General features: G+C 68.9%; 16 protein-coding genes. 10 read left to right on the plus strand and 6 right to left on the minus strand.

The features are described 5' to 3' along the window. Positions 1–86: 86 nt before the first annotated feature. From ACIA8E_RS10145 to ACIA8E_RS10155, 3 genes are all read left to right on the plus strand, one after another. Positions 87–704, plus strand: a complete 618-nt coding sequence (locus ACIA8E_RS10145; protein ID WP_030972886.1) for a cell division protein SepF — start codon at positions 87–89, stop codon at positions 702–704. Between the two features lie 71 nt (positions 705–775). Further along, positions 776–1,060: a YggT family protein gene (locus ACIA8E_RS10150; RefSeq protein ID WP_030919359.1), complete on the plus strand. Its 285-nt coding sequence runs from the start codon at positions 776–778 to the stop codon at positions 1,058–1,060. Between the two features lie 49 nt (positions 1,061–1,109). Then, complete coding sequence (locus ACIA8E_RS10155; protein ID WP_030919361.1) at positions 1,110–2,246, plus strand: DivIVA domain-containing protein; 1,137 nt, start codon at positions 1,110–1,112, stop codon at positions 2,244–2,246. A gap of 284 nt (positions 2,247–2,530) precedes the next feature. Here ACIA8E_RS10155 and ileS read toward each other — a convergent pair whose 3' ends face one another. Continuing rightward, positions 2,531–5,707: an isoleucine--tRNA ligase gene (gene ileS, locus ACIA8E_RS10160; RefSeq protein WP_399296392.1), complete on the minus strand. Its 3,177-nt coding sequence runs from the start codon at positions 5,705–5,707 to the stop codon at positions 2,531–2,533. Positions 5,708–6,245: 538 nt separating this feature from the next. Between ileS and ACIA8E_RS10165 the strand changes: the two genes are divergently transcribed. From ACIA8E_RS10165 to ACIA8E_RS10190, 6 genes are all read left to right on the plus strand, one after another. After that, positions 6,246–7,025, plus strand: a complete 780-nt coding sequence (locus ACIA8E_RS10165) for a TraR/DksA family transcriptional regulator (RefSeq protein WP_399296394.1) — start codon at positions 6,246–6,248, stop codon at positions 7,023–7,025. 59 nt (positions 7,026–7,084) lie between these two features. Then, on the plus strand, positions 7,085–7,669 hold the full coding sequence (gene lspA, locus ACIA8E_RS10170; protein WP_399296396.1) for a signal peptidase II: 585 nt from the start codon (positions 7,085–7,087) through the stop codon (positions 7,667–7,669). A 23-nt stretch (positions 7,670–7,692) separates the two neighbouring features. Further along, positions 7,693–8,634 carry an RluA family pseudouridine synthase gene (locus tag ACIA8E_RS10175; protein ID WP_399296398.1) on the plus strand — a complete coding sequence of 314 codons (942 nt, stop codon included), beginning with the start codon at positions 7,693–7,695 and terminating at the stop codon, positions 8,632–8,634. Continuing rightward, entirely contained in the window at positions 8,631–9,110 is a 480-nt protein-coding gene (locus ACIA8E_RS10180; protein ID WP_399296400.1) for a GNAT family N-acetyltransferase, read from the plus strand. Before ACIA8E_RS10175 ends, ACIA8E_RS10180 begins: the two co-directional genes overlap by 4 nt. Before the next feature lie 118 nt (positions 9,111–9,228). Beyond that, positions 9,229–10,815, plus strand: a complete 1,587-nt coding sequence (locus ACIA8E_RS10185; RefSeq protein WP_399296402.1) for a Na+/H+ antiporter — start codon at positions 9,229–9,231, stop codon at positions 10,813–10,815. Between the two features lie 87 nt (positions 10,816–10,902). Continuing rightward, entirely contained in the window at positions 10,903–11,472 is a 570-nt protein-coding gene (locus ACIA8E_RS10190; protein ID WP_399296404.1) for a dienelactone hydrolase family protein, read from the plus strand. Positions 11,473–11,532: 60 nt separating this feature from the next. Here the strand turns inward: ACIA8E_RS10190 and ACIA8E_RS10195 are convergent, their stop codons facing one another. The 5 genes from ACIA8E_RS10195 to ACIA8E_RS10215 form a co-directional block, all read right to left on the minus strand. Further along, positions 11,533–12,516 (minus strand): zinc metalloprotease, encoded by a 984-nt coding sequence (locus ACIA8E_RS10195; protein ID WP_399296406.1) that lies wholly within the window; start codon positions 12,514–12,516, stop codon positions 11,533–11,535. 287 nt (positions 12,517–12,803) lie between these two features. Beyond that, complete coding sequence (locus tag ACIA8E_RS10200) at positions 12,804–14,465, minus strand: alkaline phosphatase D family protein (protein ID WP_399296408.1); 1,662 nt, start codon at positions 14,463–14,465, stop codon at positions 12,804–12,806. 115 nt (positions 14,466–14,580) lie between these two features. Beyond that, positions 14,581–15,396 (minus strand): DsbA family protein, encoded by an 816-nt coding sequence (locus ACIA8E_RS10205; RefSeq protein ID WP_399296410.1) that lies wholly within the window; start codon positions 15,394–15,396, stop codon positions 14,581–14,583. A 51-nt stretch (positions 15,397–15,447) separates the two neighbouring features. After that, positions 15,448–16,179 carry a hypothetical protein gene (locus tag ACIA8E_RS10210; protein ID WP_399296412.1) on the minus strand — a complete coding sequence of 244 codons (732 nt, stop codon included), beginning with the start codon at positions 16,177–16,179 and terminating at the stop codon, positions 15,448–15,450. Positions 16,180–16,245: 66 nt separating this feature from the next. Then, positions 16,246–17,571 (minus strand): DUF2252 domain-containing protein, encoded by a 1,326-nt coding sequence (locus tag ACIA8E_RS10215; protein ID WP_399296414.1) that lies wholly within the window; start codon positions 17,569–17,571, stop codon positions 16,246–16,248. Positions 17,572–17,740: 169 nt separating this feature from the next. Here ACIA8E_RS10215 and dnaE point away from each other — a divergent pair, with 169 nt between their 5' ends. Next, positions 17,741–21,277, plus strand: a complete 3,537-nt coding sequence (gene dnaE, locus ACIA8E_RS10220; RefSeq protein ID WP_399296416.1) for a DNA polymerase III subunit alpha — start codon at positions 17,741–17,743, stop codon at positions 21,275–21,277. Positions 21,278–21,317: the final 40 nt, after the last annotated feature.

A 21,317-nucleotide genomic window follows, 5' to 3' on the forward strand; every position in this document is an offset into this window, starting at 1 on the left:
ATTCCCGCCTTTGGCGGGCAGGCCTGAGTGGATCGCGGGCACTTGGTGACAGGTTCCGATCCACCACAGAGCGGAGGACTCAGAGCATGGCCGGCGCGATGCGCAAGATGGCGGTCTACCTCGGCCTCGTGGAGGACGATGGGTACGACGGTCCGGGGTTCGACCCCGACGACGAATTCGAACCCGAGCCGGAGCCGGAGCGTGACCGGCGGCGGCACCAGCCCGCGCATCAGGTGGAGCGGGACCGCGAGCGGGACGAACCGGTACGAGTGGTGCAGCCGCCCGCGCAGCGGGAGCCCGTCCAGATCCCGGCGGAGAGCGTGCGACCCGCCCGAATCGCGCCCGTGGCATCCATCACACCTGAACGCCCCAACATGGAGAAGAACGCACCGGTGATCATGCCCAAGGTCGTGTCCGAGCGGGAGCCCTACCGGATCACCACGCTGCACCCCCGGACCTACAACGAGGCCCGTACCATCGGGGAACACTTCCGTGAGGGCACTCCGGTGATCATGAATCTCACGGAGATGGACGATACGGACGCGAAGCGACTTGTCGACTTTGCCGCAGGACTCGTCTTCGGTCTCCATGGCAGCATTGAACGGGTGACGCAGAAGGTGTTCCTGTTGTCGCCTGCTAACGTCGATGTCACGGCGGAGGACAAGGCCCGCATCGCTGAGGGCGGATTCTTCAACCAGAGCTGAGAACACGACACCGGGAACGACCCCGGCCGAGAGGCCGGAGCTACGAGAGCCAGGGGAGAGGGAAGCGCGAAATGGGCGTCGCACTGCAGGTTGTCTATATCGCGCTGATGTGTTTCCTCATCGTGCTGATCTTCCGGCTGGTCATGGACTACGTCTTCCAGTTCGCACGTTCATGGCAGCCAGGCAAGCCGATGGTGGTGCTTCTTGAGGCCACCTACACTGTCACCGATCCACCGCTCAAGCTTCTGCGGCGGTTCATTCCGCCGCTGCGTCTCGGGGGCGTGGCACTCGACCTGTCCTTCTTCGTTCTGATGATCATCGTCTACATCCTGATCGCGATTGTGACCAGGCTGTGAACGATACGGTCTTGCCGACTGCCGACGACTACGTAGAGGTGAAGAAGAGATGCCGCTGACCCCCGAGGACGTGCGGAACAAGCAGTTCACGACCGTCCGTCTCCGAGAAGGCTATGACGAGGACGAGGTCGATGCCTTCCTCGACGAGGTCGAGTCCGAGCTGACCCGCCTGCTCCGTGAGAACGAGGACCTGCGCGCCAAGCTGGCCGCCGCCACGCGTGCCGCCGCGCAGAACCAGCAGCAGGGCATGCGGAAGCCGGAGCCGCAGGACCGGCCCGGGGCACCCGTGCCCGCCGCCATATCGGGTCCGCCGGTCCAGCAGCAGCCCCCGCAGATGGGTCCCCCCCAGCTGCCCGGTGGTGCTCCGCAGCTGCCCGCCGGTCCCAGCGGTCACGGTCCGGGCCAGCACGGCCCCGGCCCTCAGGGTCAGCACGGCCCCGGCCCGATGCAGGGCGGCCCCATGGGCGGTCCCATGGGTCACGCGCCGCAGCAGATGCAGCAGATGCAGCAGATGCAGCCGCCGCAGATGCAGCAGCCGCAGATGCAGCAGCCCGGTCAGGGCCCCGGTGGCGACAGCGCCGCCCGTGTCCTCTCGCTCGCACAGCAGACCGCCGACCAGGCGATCGCGGAGGCCCGTTCCGAGGCCAACAAGATCGTCGGCGAGGCGCGGAGCCGTGCCGAGGGCCTGGAGCGCGACGCGCGTGCCAAGGCGGACGCACTGGAGCGGGACGCGCAGGAGAAGCACCGCGTGGCGATGGGCTCGCTGGAGTCGGCCCGCGCGACGCTTGAGCGCAAGGTCGAGGACCTGCGCGGCTTCGAGCGCGAGTACCGGACCAGGCTGAAGTCCTACCTGGAGAGCCAGCTGCGTCAGCTGGAGACCCAGGCCGACGACTCGCTGGCCCCGCCGCGGACCCCGGCTGCCGCTTCGCTGCCGCCGTCGCCCTCGCTGGCTCCGGCCGGTGCGGGTGCCATGGGTCACACCATGGGTGGCAACCACGGTGGTCACGGTGGCCCGCAGATGGGCGGCAACCCGTCCATGGGCGCCGGACCGTCCTACGGTGGCCAGCAGCAGATGTCGCCGGCCATGACGCAGCCGATGGCACCGGTGCGGCCGCAGGCGCCGCAGCCGATGCAGCAGGCGCCGTCGCCGATGCGTGGGTTCCTGATCGACGAGGACGACAACTGAGCGGGTTGCGCGCGCTGAGCGCGTAGCCGTCGGCAGGCTGAGGGCCGGGCCCCGGGGTTTTCCCCGGGGCCCGGCCCTTTTGCCGTGTGCAGCGGGCAGCGGGTAGGGGTGCGCCCGTGGCGGTCCATGTCCCCTGGCCGCCCCCTTCCCGGACCGGGGCTCTGCCCCGGACACCGCGTCGCAGTCGCCGACGAGGCGGGAAAGTCAGCCCCTCCGGCGTTGCGGAGCAGCAAACGGCCCGGCCGGAATCGTTCCGGCCGGGCCTTTCGCTGCTCCGGTGCGGGTTACTGCTCCGTCTTGCGGAGGCGGAACGAGAGGGACAGGCCCTCGTCCTCGAACGGGGCGCCGTACGCCTCGTCCGCCTCACCCTCCGCGTAGTCCAGCGCCAGCACCTCGTCCGCGATCAGCGGTGCGTGCTCGGTCAGGGCCTCCACCGTCGCCGGCGAGGTGGACGTCCAGCGGACGGCGATGCGGTCCGCGACGTCCAGGCCGCTGTTCTTGCGGGCCTCCTGGATCAGCCGGATCGCGTCACGGGCCAGCCCCGCGCGCCGCAGCTCCGGGGTGATCTCCAGGTCCAGAGCGACCGTCGCGCCCGAGTCGGACGCCACCGACCAGCCCTCGCGCGGCGTCTCGGTGATGATCACCTCGTCGGGGGAGAGGGTGACCTGCTCGCCGTCCACCTCGACCGACGCCGTGCCCTCGCGCAGGGCCAGCGAGAGCGCCGCCGCGTCGGCGTTCGCCACGGCCTTCGCGACCGCCTGGACGCCCTTGCCGAACCGCTTGCCCAGCGCCCGGAAGTTCGCCTTGGCCGTCGTGTCGACCAGCGAGCCGCCGACCTCCGAGAGGGAGGCCAGCGAGGAGACGTTCAGCTCCTCCGTGATCTGGGCGTGCAGGTCGGGGGAGAGCGCGTCGAAGCCCGACGCCGCGACCAGCGCCCGGGAGAGCGGCTGGCGGGTCTTGACGCCCGACTCCGCGCGCGTGGCCCGGCCGAGCTCGACCAGGCGGCGTACCAGCGCCATCTGGGTGGAGAGGGCCGGGTCGATGGCCGTGAGGTCCGCCTTCGGCCAGCTGGAGAGGTGGACCGACTCGGGGGCGTCCACGGTGACGGGGACGACCAGGTCCTGCCAGACCCGCTCGGTGAGGAACGGGGTCAGCGGGGCCATCAGCCGGGTGACCGTCTCGACGACCTCGTGCAGGGTGCGCAGCGCCGCCTTGTCGCCCTGCCAGAAGCGGCGACGGGAGCGGCGTACGTACCAGTTGGACAGGTCGTCCACGAACGCGGAGAGGAGCTTGCCGGCGCGCTGGGTGTCGTAGCCCTCCAGTGCCTGCGTGACCTGGTCCACCAGTGCGTTCAGCTCGCTGAGCAGCCAGCGGTCCAGGACCGTGCGGTCCGCCGGGGCCGGGTCGGCCGCGGACGGCGCCCAGTTCGACGTACGGGCGTACAGGGCCTGGAAGGCAACCGTGTTCCAGTACGTGAGCAGGGTCTTGCGCACGACCTCCTGGATCGTGCCGTGGCCCACGCGCCGCGCCGCCCAGGGCGAACCGCCCGCCGCCATGAACCAGCGGACCGCGTCCGCGCCGTGCTGGTCCATCAGCGGGATCGGCTGGAGGATGTTGCCCAGGTGCTTGGACATCTTCCGGCCGTCCTCGGCGAGGATGTGGCCCAGGCAGACCACGTTCTCGTACGACGACTTGTCGAAGACCAGCGTGCCGACGGCCATCAATGTGTAGAACCAGCCGCGGGTCTGGTCGATGGCCTCGGAGATGAACTGCGCCGGGTAGCGGCTTTCGAAGAGCTCCTTGTTCTTGTACGGGTAGCCCCACTGGGCGAACGGCATCGAACCCGAGTCGTACCAGGCGTCGATGACCTCCGGGACGCGGTACGCCTCCAGCTGGCAGTTCTCGTGTGTGCAGGTGAACGTGATCGCGTCGATGAACGGACGGTGCGGGTCCAGGTCCGACTGGTCGGCGCCGGTGAGGTCGGTGAGCTCGGCGCGGGAGCCGACGCAGGTGAGGTGGTTGTCCTCGCAGCGCCAGATCGGCAGCGGGGTGCCCCAGTAGCGGTTGCGGGACAGTGCCCAGTCGACGTTGTTGTTCAGCCAGTCGCCGAAGCGGCCGTTCTTGACCGAGTCCGGGAACCAGTTGGTCTTCTCGTTCTCTTCGAGGAGCCGGTCCTTGACGGCGGTCGTACGGATGTACCAGGACGGCTGCGCGTAGTAGAGCAGCGCGGTGTGGCAGCGCCAGCAGTGCGGGTAGCTGTGCTCGTACGGGACGTGGCGGAAGAGTTTGCCGCGGGCGGCCAGGTCCTCGGTGAGCGCCTCGTCGGCCTTCTTGAAGAAGATGCCGCCGACCAGCGGCAGGTTCTCCTCGAAGGTGCCGTCGGGGCGGACCGGGTTCACGACCGGCAGACCGTAGGCGCGGCAGACCTTGAGGTCGTCCTCACCGAACGCGGGGGACTGGTGGACCAGACCCGTACCGTCCTCGGTCGTCACGTACTCGGCGTTGACGATGTAGTGCGCCGGGCTGTGCCCGTCGCTTCCCTCGCTGTCGCTCGGGAAGTCCACCAGGGTGAACGGGCGCTCGTACGTCCAGCGCTCCATCTCGCGGCCGGTGAACGACTGGCCGGTGAGCTCCCAGCCCTCGCCGAGTGCCTTCTCCAGGAGAGGCTGGGCGACGACGAGCTTCTCCTCGCCGTCGGTCGCGACGACATATGTGACGTCGGGGTGCGCGGCGACCGCGGTGTTGGAGACCAGCGTCCACGGGGTGGTCGTCCAGACCAGCAGCGCGGCCTCGCCGGCCAACGGGCCGGAGGTGAGCGGGAAGCGTACGAAGACCGAGGGGTCGACGACCGTCTCGTAACCCTGCGCCAGCTCGTGGTCCGACAGACCGGTGCCGCAGCGCGGGCACCACGGGGCGACGCGGTGGTCCTGGACCAGCAGGTCCTTGTTGAAGATCTCCTTCAGGGACCACCAGACGGAGTCGATGTACGACGGGTCCATCGTGCGGTACGCGTCGTCCAGGTCGACCCAGTAGCCCATCCGGGTCGTGAGCTCGGTGAACGCGTCGGTGTGGCGGGTCACGGACTCGCGGCACCTGGCGTTGAACTCGGCGATGCCGTACGCCTCGATGTCCTTCTTGCCGTTGAAGCCCAGCTCCTTCTCGACCGCGAGCTCGACCGGCAGTCCGTGGCAGTCCCAGCCGGCCTTGCGGCCCACGTGGTAGCCCTGCATGGTGCGGAAGCGGGGGAAGACGTCCTTGAAGACGCGGGCCTCGATGTGGTGGGCGCCGGGCATGCCGTTGGCGGTCGGCGGGCCCTCGTAGAAGACCCACTCGGGGCGGCCCTCGGACTGGTCGAGGCTCTTGGCGAAGACCTTGCTCTCGCGCCAGAAGTCGAGCACGGCGTGCTCCAGCGCGGGAAGGTCGACCTGGGCGGGTACCTGGCGGTACTGCGGCGATGTCATGGGCGAGATTCCTCCGGCGGACGTTTTCCACTTCCGTCGGAGGGACGAGAACCGTGCCGGCTCCCGCGGTACCACCCTCCTTGGCCCCGGGTGTACGCCCGTGGCCCCCTCATTGGGGTCGCGATGCCGGTTCTACTTGCCTTGCGGCGTTCTTCCGACGGCTCCGGGTGATTTTCACGACGCGCTCGCCCCCGGGCTCGCACCGTCCCCGGGTCGCTCCTGGCTGCCTACGACGCTACTCGTCCCATCCATGCCTCTCGCTGGGGCCAGTGTACGGGCCCGTACGGGCGACGGCCGACCGGTTTATCCAGGGGGCGCAAGCGTGACCCGAATGGCGCGACCGGTCGTACGGAGTCCTGGCGGGGGCCGGGAGCCGGATTACCGGGCGGGGAGCTGGGCACAACGGTTTCAGGCGCGCGGTGATCCGGCACGAGGAGGGGCGATCCGGCGGCGTGCCCCGTTGCCGCGGGGCTGGGGTCGATTTATCGTCCCAGCACGATTCGCGTGCAAGATCACAATATGTGAAGGGGCCGCGGCCATGGTGGCGAAGAAGACCGCCGAACAGAAGTCGGCGTCAGCGAGATCCACGGGCGCGGCGGCCGAGGCGACGACCGAGGAGGCGGGCTCGCAGACCGCTGCGGATCCGGGTCCGGGGAAGGCCGCGGCGAAGAGCACGGCGACCAAGAAGGCGGCAGCGAAGAAGGCCGTGGCGAAGAAGGCTCCGGCCAAGAAGGCCACTGCGAAGAAGAGCGCGGTCAAGAAGGCTTCGAAGAAGGCCGCTGCGGCGGACACGGGGGCGGCCGAGGCCGCCGAGGAGACGGGAGCCCACACGGTGGTAGCCAAGAAGAGCGCAGCCCGGACCCGCACGGCCGGCAAGGGCGCGGCGCCCGTACCGCCCGCCCGGGGCACCGCGACAGCACCCGGGGAGCTGGCCGTACGGCCGGGCGAGGCCCCCTGGACGCCGGAGGAGGTCTCGGAGGCGCGGGCCGAGCTGACCAGCGAGATCATGCGGCTGCGCAGTGAGCTGGAGGCCTCCGGGGTCGCGCTCGCCGGTTTGATGAGGGACTCCGGCAACGGGGCCGGTGACGACGAGGCGGACACCGGTACGAAGAACATCACCCGTGAGCACGAAATGGCGCTCGCCGCCAATGCCACGGAGATGCTGGAGCAGACCGAGCGGGCGCTCGCCCGGCTCGACGCGGGGACGTACGGACTGTGCGAGATCTGCGGCAAGCCGATCGGCAAGGCGCGGATGCAGGCGTTCCCCCGGGCCACTCTCTGTGTCGAGGACAAACAGAAGCAGGAGCGCCGCGGCTGATCCGCGGGCGGCGTGTCGTACTCTCGTCTTCGGTCAGGAACCTAGGTTGAGGGACTCACGTGGCAGAGGCGGAGCGCATCATCGGTACGCCGGACATCCCTGGAGCTGAAGGGACCGAGGGCGCCGGGGACAAGGTCCTGGGCGAGGTCCCGGGCAAGGGCAAGCGGAAGATCATGGTGCTCTTCGGCGTGGCCGTCTTCGCCTATCTGCTCGACCTGGTCAGCAAGATGATCGTGGTCGCGAAGCTGGAGCACCACGAGCCCGTCGAGGTCCTCGGCGACTGGCTGCGGTTCGACGCGATCCGGAACGCCGGCGCCGCGTTCGGCATCGGCGAGGCATTCACGGTGATCTTCACCGTCATCGCGGCGACTGTGATCGTGGTCATCGCCAGGCTCGCCCGCAAGCTCTACAGCCTGCCGTGGGCCGTCGCCCTCGGTCTGCTGCTCGGCGGGGCGCTCGGCAACCTCACGGACCGGATCTTCCGCTCGCCCGGCGTCTTCAAGGGCGCGGTGGTGGACTTCATCGCCCCCGCTCATTTCGCCGTCTTCAACCTCGCGGACTCCGCCATCGTCTGCGGCGGCATCCTGATCGTGATCCTTTCCTTCAAGGGCCTGGACCCCGACGGCACCGTGCACAAGGACTAGCGAGGGCAAGGCATACTCGACAGGTGAGTACGTATCCCGAGGTCCGCACCCTGCCCGTACCCGACGGTCTGGAAGGTGAGCGTGTCGACGCCGCCATTTCCCGGATGTTCGGCTTCTCCCGCACCAAGGCCGCCGAGCTGGCCGCTGCCGGGAAGGTACAGGTGGACGGGGCTGTGGTCGGGAAGTCCGAGCGCGTGCAGGGCGGTGCCTGGCTGGAAGTCGAGATGCCGCAGGCGCCCGCTCCGGTGCAGATCGTCGCCGAGCCCGTCGAGGGCATGGAGATCGTGCACGACGACGACGACATAGTCGTGATCATGAAACCCGTCGGGGTGGCCGCCCACCCGAGCCCGGGCTGGACCGGCACCACCGTGATCGGCGGTCTCGCGGCGGCCGGATACCGGATCTCGACGTCCGGCGCCGCCGAGCGCCAGGGCATCGTGCACCGTCTCGACGTCGGCACCTCCGGCCTGATGGTCGTCGCCAAGTCCGAGCGGGCCTACACGCTGCTGAAGGGCCAGTTCCGCGACCGGGTCGTCGAGAAGAAGTACCACGCGCTGGTCCAGGGCCACCCGGACCCGATGAGCGGCACCATCGACGCCCCCATCGGGCGTCACCCCAACCTCGACTACAAGTGGGCGGTCACGGCTGAGGGCAAGCCCTCCGTGACGCACTACGACCTCATCGAGGCGTACCGGGCGGCCAGCCTCCTCGACATCAAGCTGGAGACCGGCCGCACTCACCAGATCCGCGTGCACATGTCCGCCCACCGTCACCCCTGCGTCGGCGACCTGACCTACGGTGCCGACCCGACGATGGCCAAGCGTCTCGGGCTGACGAGGCAGTGGCTGCACGCGGTCCGGCTCGGCTTCGAGCACCCGGCGGACGGCAGCTGGGTTGAGTTCGCCAGCAGCTACCCGGACGACCTGAAGAACGCGTTGGACAAGATCGCGGCGGAGAGCGAATGACCACCGGCACCTCGGCCCCGTACATCACCCGTATAGCCGTCGACGAGAGCGACCTCGCGGCCTGCTTCCAGGTCCGCAAGGAGGTCTTCGTCGGCGAGCAGAACGTGCCCGAGGAGATCGAGTACGACGCCTACGACGCGGACGCGGTGCATGTCGTCGCCGTCGCGGCGGACGGTTCGGTCCTCGGTACGGGACGGCTGCTGCACGGTGCGGGGGTGGCCGCCAAGACAGGTGGCGACCTCACCGTCGGCTCGCTCGGCCGGCTCGCGGTGGCCAAGCGGGCGCGCGGCCTCGGGGTCGGCGTGGCGCTGGTCGGGGCCATCGAGGACGCGGCCCGCGGGCTCGGTCTCGTCGCCGTGGATCTGCACGCCCAGACCCACGCGCTCGGCTTCTACGAGCGGCTCGGGTATGTGGCGTACGGCCCCGAGTTCGCGGATGCGGGGATCGCCCACCGGGCGATGCGCCGCACTCTCTGACAGCAGGCACCGCCCCGGTCGTACGGACCGGAGCGGCACGGCACCCCGGCACACGTCCGCGTCAGCCCGGCAGACCCCAGCGGTCCGCGTCCACCAGGAACGCTCCGGAAGGCACATCGTGGACCAGATGGCACTGCTCCTGCTGCTGTTGCTCGGAGCCGTGGTCACGGTGCCACTGGGGGAGCGTCTCGGGCTGCCGGCACCGGTACTGATGACGCTCGCCGGGGTGGCCATGGCGTTCATCGGTTTCGTGCCGAACGTGGACATCCCGCCGGAGATCATTCTTCCCGCCTTGCTGCCGCCGCTGCTCTACGCCTCCGTGCAGCGCACCTCCTGGCGGCAGTTCGCCGCCAACAGACGCCCGATCTTTCTGCTGGCCGTGGCCCTGGTCTTCGTGACGACGGCCGCCGTCGCCGCCGTGGCCAACGCGATCATCCCCGGGCTGCCCATCGCCGCGGCCGTGGCGCTCGGCGCGCTCGTCGCCCCGCCCGACCCGGTCGCCGCGACCGCCGTCGCGGGATCGCTCGGGCTGCCGCGCAGGCTCGTGTCCGTCCTGGAGGGCGAGGGGCTGTTCAACGACGTGACCGCGATCGTGCTCTACCACGTGGCGATCGCCGCAGCGATCAGCGGCAACTTCTCGCTGCCGCACGCCTTCGGGCTGCTGATCCTGTCCGCGGTGGTCGCCGTGGCGGTCGGCCTCGCGCTCGGCTGGCTGACCATCAAACTCATGGGCCTGCTCGGCGATGCGACTCTCCAGGTGGGGCTGACGCTGCTGGTGCCGTTCGTGAGTTACGTCCTCGCGGAGGAGCTGCAGGGGTCGGGCGTGCTCGCCGTGCTCACCACCGCGCTCTTCCTGGCCGAACACACCGCCGACGCGGACGACGTGCTGGGCCGGCTCACCGGACGCACTTTCTGGGAGATCGTCGACACCCTTGTCACCGGGGTCGCGTTCGGCCTGATCGGCCTCGAACTGCGCAGCGTCTTCGGTGTGTCGGCCGGCCGCGCCTGGCAGATGACCGGCTGGGGTCTGGTGATCGTCGCGGTCGTCGTCGGCGTACGGCTGCTCTGGCTGCTGCCCGCCACCTGGCTTGCCAAGCGGCTGCACAACCGCCGCGACTACAGCGAGGAGCTCCCCGCCAGCTGGCGCGAGACCGTCGTCATGTGGTGGGCCGGGATGCGCGGTGTGGCCACGGTCGCGCTGGCCCTCGCGATCCCGCTGAAGACGGACGACGGGAAACCCTTCCCCGGCCGCGACGAGATCGTCTTCATCGCCTTCGCCGTGATCATGGCGACCCTGGTCTTCCAGGGGCTCACCCTGCCGTGGCTGGTGCGCAGGCTCGGCGTCCGCGCGGACACGGACGCGGAGGCGGCACTGGAACGGGACCTCGCGATCCGGGCCGCGAAGGCCGCGCGGCAGCGGCTCCGGGAGATCCAGGAGGTCGAGGAGTTCCCTCAGGAGGTCGTGGAGCGGCTGCTTCGAGTGGCGTACGACGTGGGGGCGCGGATCAGCCCCGAGATGGTCGACGAGGACCGGCGCGAGGCGTATGCGCAGCGTGCCGAGCGGCTCCGGGCGGTCAGCCGGATCCAGCGCGAGATGATGTCCGCGGCCCGCCATGCGGTGCTGTCGGCGCGCAGCGAGACGGGGACGGATCCGGAGGTGGTCGACCGGGTGCTGCGTCAGCTGGACGTTCGGAGCCTGCGCTGACCACAGGGCCTTCCGTCGTGCCGCGGGCCGGCGGCCGCGGTGTCGTCGTTCACCGTACTGTCGGCCGCAACTGGCACCATTGCTCCCATGAACATCATGCTTTTCCACTCGACGTACGGCCTGCGCCCGGCGGTGCACGCGGCCGCCGCCCGGCTTCGCGCAGCCGGACACGAGGTACACGTGCCCGACCTCTTCGACGGGCGCACGTTCGAGACCGTCGAGGAGGGCATGGCCTTCAAGGACGAGGTGGGCAAGGACGAACTCCTGCGGCGCGCCGTGCTGGCCGCCGCGCCCTACTCCGAGCGCGGCCTGGTCTACGCGGGCTTCTCCTTCGGCGCGTCAACCGCTCAGACCCTGGCGCTCGGTGACGAGAAGGCGCGCGGACTGCTGCTGCTCCACGGCACGTCGGACATCGCCGAGAACGCGTCGGTCGACGAGCTGCCCGTACAGCTGCATGTCGCCGATCCGGACCCGTTCGAGACGCACGACTGGCTGAACTCCTGGTATCTGCAGATGCAGCGGACCGGCGCCGATGTCGAGGTCTACCGCTACCCCGGGGCCGGCCACCTCTTCACGGACCCGGATCTGCCGGACCACGACGGGGCGGCTGCCGAGCTGACCTGGAAGGTCGCGCTCGGCTTCCTCGCCACGCTGTAGACGGACCCGGGGCCCCGCCACCGTGAAGGTGTACGGGGTCCCGGCGGCCTCGACCGTGGATCAGGCGCGGTACGCGGCCCAGCTGTCGCTCATCCGCTGCACCTGGCCCGGGGTGAACTGGTACATGCAGGAGTCGTACGTGTAGTCCATGAAGTTGTGGATCGGGTCGACCCCGGTCTTGTTGGTGCAGGTGTCGCGTCCGGTCGGGCACTCGAAAGCGGCGCTCTTCTCCGCGGCTGTGTCGGAGACGTAGTCGCCGTTGCCGTTACAGCCGCCCTGGAAGGTGTGGTACAGCCCCATCCAGTGGCCGACCTCGTGGGTGGCGGTGTCGCCCTCGTCGTAGTTGGCGGCCGAGCCGCCCGGCAGCGAGGCGTCGAGGATCACCACGCCGTCCATGCTCGGGCTGGAGTTGTACGAGCTGGGGAAGGTGGCCCAGCCGAGCAGCCCGCCACCGAGGTTGGCGGTGTAGACGTTGAGCGCGTTCTTGCCGCCCTTGCGCAGCGCCGTCTTCATCGCCCTCTCGGCGGACGAGCCCGAGGAGAGGTTGTACCAGGTGGCGTTGTCCGTGTAGTCCGTGCCGGCCAGCGAGAACTGGAAGCCGGTGTCGGTGTTGCCGGTGCCCTGGCCGCTGTAGGCCGCGTTCAGCACGTTCAGCTGGCTGCTGATGTCGCCGGCGGTGAGCTTGCCGGTGGTGCCGGAGTGGATGACGTGGAAGTAGACCGGGATGGTCGCTCCGGCGGCCAGCGTGGTTCCGCTGACCCGGCGGTCCGCGAGTCTCTCCTTCAACTGCGTGTTCATGGCCTTGGCCTGGGTCGCGGTGAGTTCGTTGGGCTCCGCGGCGTGCTTGGTGCCCGAGGGGCGGGCCTGACGCGCGGTGGCGTCGGTGCTCGCGCACTTCTCGGCCGAGGCTGAGGCGGAGGACACCTTGGCGGCGGCGGAGCCGGTGGGCGCGGAGAGCGGTGCCAGGGCCAGGGTTCCGGCCAGGACGACGGTGCCGATCGCACGGTTACGTATACGTGGCGATATACGGGCAAGAGTGCGCACAGAAACTCCTCGCGGATGTGTGGGGGGAAGGAATTTCCTCACCCGCCGCCGGGAGATTACGTGTGCATGTCACATGTTGAGGAGAATCGATCAGGCCCAATCAATCGTGGGGCAAACCAGGGATACGGGAAGAAATATTTCCGTGCGTTCCAGAGTTTGAGATGCGGACGTAACGTCGCGTGTTACCCCGGCGGGTGGTGTGTCCCCATTGGAGCAGGGGAACGCGCCACCCGCCGTAGCGATGTAATGCGCCGTCAACATGGCCCGGCATGGCTGGAAAAGGACGTTCAGCGCACCGGGCGGTCCACCCGCTCGACCTTCTGGGTGCCGCTGAGCGTCCGGTACGAACGCGTCCAGGCCGCGGTCGCGTCCTGCTTCGTCTTGTCGGAGACCACGTAGTAGTCCATCTGCGAGCGCTCGGCGGTCACATCGAGGACGCCGTAGCCGTGCGAGTCCATGTCCACCCACTTCACATGGCGGTTGGCGGCCTTGACCGCCGCCGCGGCGAGCACGGAGACCGTCTGTGGTGCGACATGCAGGATGTCGTCGAGGTTGTCCGAGGTCACCGACGTCACCACGAACTCCGTGGCGGCCGACGCCGAGAGCGGGTAGGTCGCGGCCTTCACCGGTACGTCGTTGGCCCACGCCATGTGGATGTCGCCGGTCAGGAAGACCGTGTTGGTGATCGACCGGTCCCGCAGATGCGTGATCAGTTCCTTGCGGTCGTCCGTGTAGCCGTCCCACTGATCGACGTTGACCGCGAGCCCCTCCTTGGGCAGACCCAGCAACCCTGCCAGCGGCTCCAGCAGATGGGCGGGTACGGAACCGAACGCGACCGGCGAGATCATCACCGATGTGCCGACCAGCTTCCAGGTGGCGTCCGAACCGGCCAGGCCCGACTTCAGCCAGTCCAGTTGCGCCCGGCCGGTGATCGTGCGGTCCGGGTCGTCGACCGAACCGTTGCCGATCGTCGACTGCTGGGAGCGGAAGGTGCGCAGATCGAGGAGGTGGAGATCGGCCAGGTTGCCGAAGCGCAGCCGCCGGTAGACGGTGCCCTCGGTGGATGCGCGGACCGGCATCCACTCGAAGTACGCCTGCTTGGCGCCGGCCGCCCGGTCGGCCCAGGCGCCCTCCGTGCCCGGCGTGTGGTTCTCGGCCCCGCCCGACCAGGCGTCGTTGGCGAACTCGTGGTCGTCCCAGATCGCGATCACCGGATGCGTGGAGTGCAGGGTCTGCAGATCGGCGTCCGTCTTGTAGTGGCCGTGCCGGGTCCGGTAGTCGGCGAGGGTGAGGATCTCGTTGCTCGGCTCGTGCGGCCGTACGACGTACTTCGCCTCCGGGTAACTGCCCGACGCGTACTCGTATATGTAGTCGCCGAGGTGGAGGACCGCGTCGAGATCGGCACGGGCGGCGAGATGACGGTACGGGGAGAAGTAGCCGGACTCCCAGTTGGCGCACGACACCACCCCGAAGCGCACTCCCGGGGTGGCCGCACCGGACGCCGGAGCCGTACGGGTGCGGCCGGCCGGGGACCGTACCGCCCCGCCGTCGCCCGCCGAGAAGCGGAACCAGTATGTGGTTGCCGGGGCCAGGCCCCGGACGTCGGCCTTGACGGTGTGGTCGGATGCGGCTCTCGCGACGGTGGAGCCCTGCGCGACGATCCGGGCGAACTCCTTGTCCTCGGCGACCTCCCACCGCACCGCCGTGTCGGCGCCGCGGCCGGAGCCGGGCACGGCGTCGGGGGTGGGGGTGACGCGGGTCCACAGGAGGATGCCGTCGGGCAGCGGGTCGCCGGAGGCGATGCCGTGCAGGAAGGCGGGTCCGTCGGCGGCGCGGGCGCCGGTGGCGGCGCCGAGCACGGGAGCCGCGACGGCGGTGGCGGCAGCGGCCTTGACGAGCGTGCGGCGGCTGGGAGCGGAGAGGGACGAAGAAAGATGTCGACTGGTCACGGGGCAGAACCCTACTGACCAGTACGGCGAACGGGCAGGCGAACAAAGGAAGTTCGCCCGCCCGTCGGGAAACCGCTGTCCGGAATTAGACCGTCCGGCACACGGGGGGTGGGTCTCAGCCCTTCAGGGCGCCGGTGATCGCGGTGTTGAAGTCGGCGACGGTCATGGGGGCGTTCTTGGTGCCCTCACCGGTGAGCGTCTTGCCGTCCATCTTCAGCGTCGGGGTGCCCTGGACGCCGCTCTTGTCGAACGTCTCGGACATCTTGATCGCCCAGTTGTCGTACGTACCGTCGTTGACGTCCTTCTGGAACGCCTTGTTGTCCTTCAGCTCGGGCACGGTGTTCGCGACCTCGATGAGGTACGAGTCCTTGGCGAACTTGTCGTCGGCCTCCTCCGGGTGGTACTTCGCGGAGTAGAGCGCGTACTTGTAGTCGAGGAACGCCTGGGGGCTGATGTCGAGAGCCGCACCCAGCGCGCTGAGCGCGTTCTTCGACCCCTCACCGCTGTCGCTGTTGTCGATGAAGGTCGCCCCGATGTACTTGATCTTGTACTTGCCGGCGTCCACGTCCTTGTGGACCGTCTCACCGACGGTCTGCTCGAACTGGGCGCAGATCGGGCAGCGGGAGTCCTCGTACAGTTCGAGGGTCTTCTTCGCCGTCGATTTGCCGACGACGACGGTCGTGCCGTTGGTGCCCGACGTGTTCTTCGGTGCGGTGACGTTCTTCGCGTCCTTGGCCGCCTCCCAGTGGGAGGGCTTGTTCAGCTGCATCACGCCGTAGCCGACGCCGCCGGCCACCGCCAGCACGGCGACGACCAAGAGGCCGACGACGACCTGCTTGCGGACCTTGTCCTTCTTGGCCTGGCGCTCGCGCTCGGCGCGCAGCCGCTCACGGGCGGCTGCCTTGTTGGACTGGCTGTTGCGCTTGCTCATGGTTGTTCTCTCCGTGGTGTGTGGGGCGTACGTCGTCAGGGACTTGCGCGCTCAGGCGGTGGCGCAGGCCGAGCGCGGCGGTCCCCTCCGTCCCACGGAGTGCACGAGGAGGCGGGCGTGCGCGAGGAGGTGCGGGCCGTACGGCGCGGGCCGAGGCGCACGGCGTACGGAGCGGCGGGCCGTGCCGACCACGGCGACCGCGATCAGCAGCGGCCGGAACGCCGTGGCTGCGACCGCTCGCAGCAGACCCGCGAGTGCGGACTCGCCGCGCCGCAGCCAGGCCGCGGCCAGCAGACCGACCGTCACATGGGCGGCCAGCAGCAGCCACGGCACGGCGGGGCCCGGGGAGGCCAGCAGGGCGGCCGCACCGTGCCCGGGCCCGGTCATCGAGGCCAGCGGGGTGCCCACCGCGCCGACGCGGCCGAGCTGTGCGGACCCGGCACCGACATCGCCGCCGCCGCACAGGACGTCCACGCCGACCGATCGCAGCGGGCCTGCGATCGGGCCGCCCGCCGCGCCGTAACAGAGGTGCTGGCCGGTGGTGAAGACGGTGTCGGCGGTCAGCTCCAGCGGCACCAGCAGTCCGGCGATCGCACCGAAGCCGCGCTCCCGGCCGGCCAGCGCGTACGCCACGGCGAAGACGAGGCCGGCCAGCGCGCCGACGACCGTCAGCGGCAGTGGGACCTGGGAGAGCAGCACATGGGACGCAGCGGAGAGCGTCACGACGAGCGCTGTGAAAAGCGCCGCGCGAACGACTCTGAGCTGCGTCCCTGATATGTCCATCGCCCGAGAGTGTGCCATGTGAACCTGTAAGCGACCCCTAAAGGGGGCACCGCTCGGTGAGGAGGCTCACAGCCCCGGGATGCGGCCGTTGCGGAAGAGGTCCACGAAGATCTGGTGGTCGGCGCGCGCCCGGGCCCCGTAGCTGTGCGCGAAGTCCACCAGCAGCCCGGCGAAGCCCTCCTCGTCCGCCGCGATCGCCGCGTCGATCGCCCGCTCGGTGGAGAACGGCACCAGCGAGTGGCCGCTCTCGTCGTCCGCCGCGGAGTGCATCGTCGCCGTCGCCCGGCCGAGGTCGGCGACGACCGCCGCGATCTCCTCCGGCTCGTCGATGTCGGACCAGTCCAGATCGACCGCGTACGGCGAGACCTCGGCGACCAGCTGCCCGGAACCGTCCAGCTCGGTCCAGCCGAGCCACGGGTCGGCGTGGGCCTGCAGGGCGCGCTGCGAGATGACCGTGCGGTGCCCCTCGTGCTGGAAGTAGTCGCGCACGGCCGCGTCGGTGATGTGCCGGGAGACCGCCGGGGTCTGCGCCTGCTTGATGTAGATCACCACATCGTTCTCCAGGGCGTCGCTGTTGCCCTCCAGAAGGATGTTGTACGAGGGCAGCCCGGCCGAGCCGATGCCGATGCCGCGACGGCCGACGACGTCCTTCACCCGGTACGAGTCGGGGCGGGTCAGGCTCGACTCGGGCAGCGTCTCCAGATAGCCGTCGAACGCGGCCAGCACCTTGTAGCGCGTCGCCGCGTCCAGATCGATCGCGCCGCCGCCCGCCGCGAACCGGCGCTCGAAGTCCCTGATCTCCGTCATCGAGTCGAGCAGCGAGAACCGGGTCAGTGACCGGGCGTCGCGCAGCGCGCCCAGCAGCGGGCCTTCGGCGGTGTCCAGCGTGAACGGGGGCACCTCGTCGTTCTTCGCGCCTGTCGCGAGTGCGTGGATCCGCTCGCGGTAGGCCGCCGCGTAGACCCGGACGAGCTCACCGATCTGGTCGTCGCCCAGCGCCTTCGCGTACCCGATCAGCGCGACGGAGGCGGCGAACCGCTTGAGGTCCCAGGTGAACGGGCCGACGTACGCCTCGTCGAAGTCGTTCACATTGAAGATCAGACGGCCGTTGGCATCCATGTACGTGCCGAAGTTCTCCGCGTGCAGATCGCCGTGGATCCACACCCGGCCGGTCCGGTCGTCCAGGTACGGGCCGCCGTGCCGCTCCCGCTCCAGGTCGTTGTAGAACAGGCACGCCGTGCCCCGGTAGAAGGCGAACGCCGAGCCCGCCATCTTACGGAACTTGACCCGGAAGGCCGCCGGGTCCGCGGCCAGGAGCTGGCCGAAAGCGGTGTCGAAAACCTCGAGAATCTGCTCCCCGCGCTGCGCTGCGCCGGTCTGCGCTTCCGACATTTCTGGGTGCCTCCTGGTACCTGGCGTTCATGACAAATGGGACGGGCGTCTCCGTCCCCTCAACGCGTGACGGTACTCGGGAGTGCCCCTCGGCTGTCAGTCCGGAGACGTAGACTTCCACGCTGTCCCCCCAGTCCGTCATTGCTTGTTTCCCCGGAGGCCCGACGCTGTGACCAAGCCGCCCTTTACGCACCTTCACGTCCACACCCAGTACTCGCTGCTGGACGGTGCCGCGCGGCTCAAGGACATGTTCGCTGCCTGTAATGAAATGGGCATGTCGCACATCGCGATGACGGACCACGGCAACCTGCACGGGGCGTACGACTTCTTCCATCAGGCGAAGAAGGCCGAGGTGACGCCGATCATCGGCATCGAGGCGTATGTCGCCCCGGAGTCGCGCAAGCACAAGCGGAAGATCCAGTGGGGCCAGCCGCACCAGAAGCGCGACGACGTCTCGGGTTCCGGTGGTTACACCCACAAGACGATCTGGGCGGCGAACAGCACCGGGCTGCACAACCTCTTCCGGCTCTCCTCGGACGCCTACGCCGAGGGCTGGCTGCAGAAGTGGCCGCGGATGGACAAGGAGACCATTTCCCAGTGGTCCGAGGGCCTGATCGCGTCCACCGGCTGCCCGTCCGGCGAGGTGCAGACCCGCCTTCGGCTCGGCCAGTTCGACGAGGCGGTCCAGGCGGCCTCCGACTACAAGGACATCTTCGGCGAGGGCAAGTACTTCCTGGAGCTGATGGACCACGGCATCGAGATCGAGCGCCGGGTCCGTGACGGGCTCCTCGAAATCGGCAAGAAGCTGAACATCCCGCCGCTCGTGACGAACGACTCGCACTACACGTACGCCGGCGAGGCCACCGCGCACGACGCGCTGCTCTGCATCCAGACCGGCAAGAACCTCTCCGACCCGGACCGCTTCCGGTTCGACGGCACGGGCTACTACCTCAAGACGACGGACGAGATGTACGCCGTCGACTCCTCCGACGCCTGGCAGCAGGGGTGCGCCAACACCCTGCTGGTCGCCGAGCAGATCGACACCAGCGGGATGTTCGAGAAGCGCGACCTGATGCCGAAGTTCGACATCCCGGACGGCTTCACCGAGATCACCTGGTTCCAGGAAGAGGTCCGGGTCGGCATGAACCGCCGCTACCCCGGCGGCGTCCCCGACGACCGGCAGAAGCAGGCCGAGTACGAGATGGACATCATCATCCAGATGGGGTTCCCGGGGTACTTCCTTGTCGTCGCCGACTTCATCATGTGGGCCAAGAACAACGGCATCGCGGTGGGCCCCGGCCGAGGCTCCGCCGCCGGTTCGATCGTCGCGTATGCCATGGGCATCACCGACCTCGACCCGATCACGCACGGGCTGATCTTCGAGCGATTCCTCAACCCCGAGCGTGTCTCCATGCCCGATGTCGACATCGACTTCGACGAGCGCCGGCGCGTCGAAGTGATCAGGTACGTGACCGAGAAGTACGGCGCCGACAAGGTCGCCATGATCGGTACGTACGGCAAGATCAAGGCCAAGAACGCGATCAAGGACTCCGCCCGCGTCCTCGGCTACCCGTACGCCATGGGAGACCGGCTCACCAAGGCCATGCCCGCCGATGTCCTCGGCAAGGGCATCGACCTCTCCGGGATCACCGACCCCAAGCACCCGCGCTACAGCGAGGCGGGCGAGATCCGGGGGATGTACGAGAACGAGCCGGACGTCCAGAAGGTCATCGACACCGCCAAGGGCGTCGAGGGACTGGTCCGGCAGATGGGCGTGCACGCCGCCGGCGTCATCATGTCCAGCGAGCCCATCGTCGACCACGCCCCGGTATGGGTGCGGCACACCGACGGCGTCACCATCACGCAGTGGGACTACCCCCAGTGCGAGTCGCTCGGCCTGCTGAAGATGGACTTCCTCGGCCTGCGCAACCTCACGATCATGGACGACGCCATCAAGATGGTGAAGGCCAACAAGGGCATCGACCTGGAGATGCTCGCCCTTCCGCTGGACGACCCCAAGACGTACGAGCTGCTCTGCCGCGGTGACACGCTCGGCGTCTTCCAGTTCGACGGTGGTCCGATGCGTTCGCTGCTGCGCCAGATGCAGCCCGACAACTTCGAGGACATTTCCGCAGTCTCGGCCCTGTACCGGCCGGGCCCGATGGGCATGAACTCGCACACGAACTACGCCGAGCGCAAGAACGGCCGCCAGGAGATCACCCCGATCCACCCGGAGCTGGAGGAGCCGCTCAAGGAGACGCTCGGCCTGACCTACGGCCTGATCGTCTACCAGGAGCAGGTGCAGAAGGCCGCCCAGATCATCGCCGGGTACTCGCTCGGCGAGGCCGACATCCTGCGCCGCGTGATGGGCAAGAAGAAGGCCGACGAGCTGGCGAAGAACTTCGTGCTCTTCCAGGCGGGCGCGAAGAAGAACGGCTTCTCCGACGCGGCGATCCAGGCCCTGTGGGACGTGCTGGTCCCGTTCGCCGGGTACGCGTTCAACAAGGCGCACTCCTCCGCGTACGGCCTGGTCACCTACTGGACGGCGTACCTCAAGGCGAACTATCCCGCCGAGTACATGGCGGCGCTGCTGACCTCGGTCAAGGACGACAAGGACAAGTCCGCGGTCTACCTCAACGAGTGCCGCCGCATGGGCATCAAGGTGCTCCCGCCGAACGTCAACGAGTCCGAGTCGAACTTCGCCGCGCAGGGCGACGACGTCATCCTCTTCGGGCTGACGGCCATCCGTAACGTCGGACAGAACGTCGTCGACTCGATCATCCGGTGCCGCAAGGCGAAGGGGAAGTACAGCACCTTCCCCGACTTCCTCGACAAGGTCGAAGCGGTCGTCTGCAACAAGCGGACCGTCGAATCACTGATCAAGGCCGGCGCCTTCGACGAGATGGGTCATACGCGTAAGGGCCTCGTCGCCCACCACGAGCCGATGATCGACAACGTGGTGCAGGTCAAGCGCAAGGAGGCCGAGGGACAGTTCGACCTCTTCGGGGGCGGCGAGGAGGACAGCGACGAGCCGGGCTTCGGGCTCGACGTCGAGTTCTCCGACATCGAGTGGGAGAAGTCGTATCTGCTTGCCCAGGAGCGCGAGATGCTCGGGCTGTACGTCTCGGACCACCCCCTCTTCGGCATCGAGCACGTCCTGTCCGACAAGTCCGACGCGGCGATCTCCCAGTTGACCGGCGGCGAGCACGCCGACGGCGCGATCGTCACCATCGGCGGCATCATCTCCGGGCTCCAGCGCAAGATGACCAAGCAGGGCAACGCCTGGGCCATCGCCACCGTCGAGGACCTCGCCGGTTCCATCGAGTGCATGTTCTTCCCCGCCACGTACCAGCTGGTCTCCACCCAACTCGTCGAGGACACCGTCGTCTTCGTCAAGGGGCGGCTCGACAAGCGTGAGGACATCCCGCGGCTGGTCGCGATGGAGATGCAGGTCCCCGACCTCTCGTCCGCGGGGACCAACGCGCCGGTGGTGCTCACCATCCCCACGGTCAAGATCACGCCGCCGATGGTCGCCCGTCTCGGCGAGGTGCTCAGCAACCACCGCGGCAACACCGAGGTTCGGATCAAACTCCAGGGCCCGCGGAAGACCACCGTCCTGCGGCTGGACCGGCACCGGGTCCAGCCGGACCCGGCGCTCTTCGGCGACCTGAAGGTGTTGCTCGGCCCGTCCTGCCTGGCCGGCTGAGCGACCACCCCACACGCACCGCACACACATGAGGGGCGCC

The sequence above is a fragment of the Streptomyces sp. NPDC051664 genome, from assembly GCF_044453545.1.
Lineage (GTDB): Bacteria > Actinomycetota > Actinomycetes > Streptomycetales > Streptomycetaceae > Streptomyces.

What these genes read in the sequence shown, in the direction of transcription:
- ACIA8E_RS10210 (WP_399296412.1), bottom strand. Translation starts at nt 16,179, where the DNA reads ATGGACATATCAGGGACGCAGCTCAGAGTCGTTCGCGCGGCGCTTTTC.
- ACIA8E_RS10150 (WP_030919359.1), top strand. Translation starts at nt 776, where the DNA reads ATGGGCGTCGCACTGCAGGTTGTCTATATCGCGCTGATGTGTTTCCTC.
- ACIA8E_RS10205 (WP_399296410.1), bottom strand. Translation starts at nt 15,396, where the DNA reads ATGAGCAAGCGCAACAGCCAGTCCAACAAGGCAGCCGCCCGTGAGCGG.
- ileS (WP_399296392.1), bottom strand. Translation starts at nt 5,707, where the DNA reads ATGACATCGCCGCAGTACCGCCAGGTACCCGCCCAGGTCGACCTTCCC.
- ACIA8E_RS10215 (WP_399296414.1), bottom strand. Translation starts at nt 17,571, where the DNA reads ATGTCGGAAGCGCAGACCGGCGCAGCGCAGCGCGGGGAGCAGATTCTC.
- ACIA8E_RS10155 (WP_030919361.1), top strand. Translation starts at nt 1,110, where the DNA reads ATGCCGCTGACCCCCGAGGACGTGCGGAACAAGCAGTTCACGACCGTC.
- ACIA8E_RS10190 (WP_399296404.1), top strand. Translation starts at nt 10,903, where the DNA reads ATGAACATCATGCTTTTCCACTCGACGTACGGCCTGCGCCCGGCGGTG.
- ACIA8E_RS10180 (WP_399296400.1), top strand. Translation starts at nt 8,631, where the DNA reads ATGACCACCGGCACCTCGGCCCCGTACATCACCCGTATAGCCGTCGAC.
- ACIA8E_RS10145 (WP_030972886.1), top strand. Translation starts at nt 87, where the DNA reads ATGGCCGGCGCGATGCGCAAGATGGCGGTCTACCTCGGCCTCGTGGAG.
- ACIA8E_RS10165 (WP_399296394.1), top strand. Translation starts at nt 6,246, where the DNA reads ATGGTGGCGAAGAAGACCGCCGAACAGAAGTCGGCGTCAGCGAGATCC.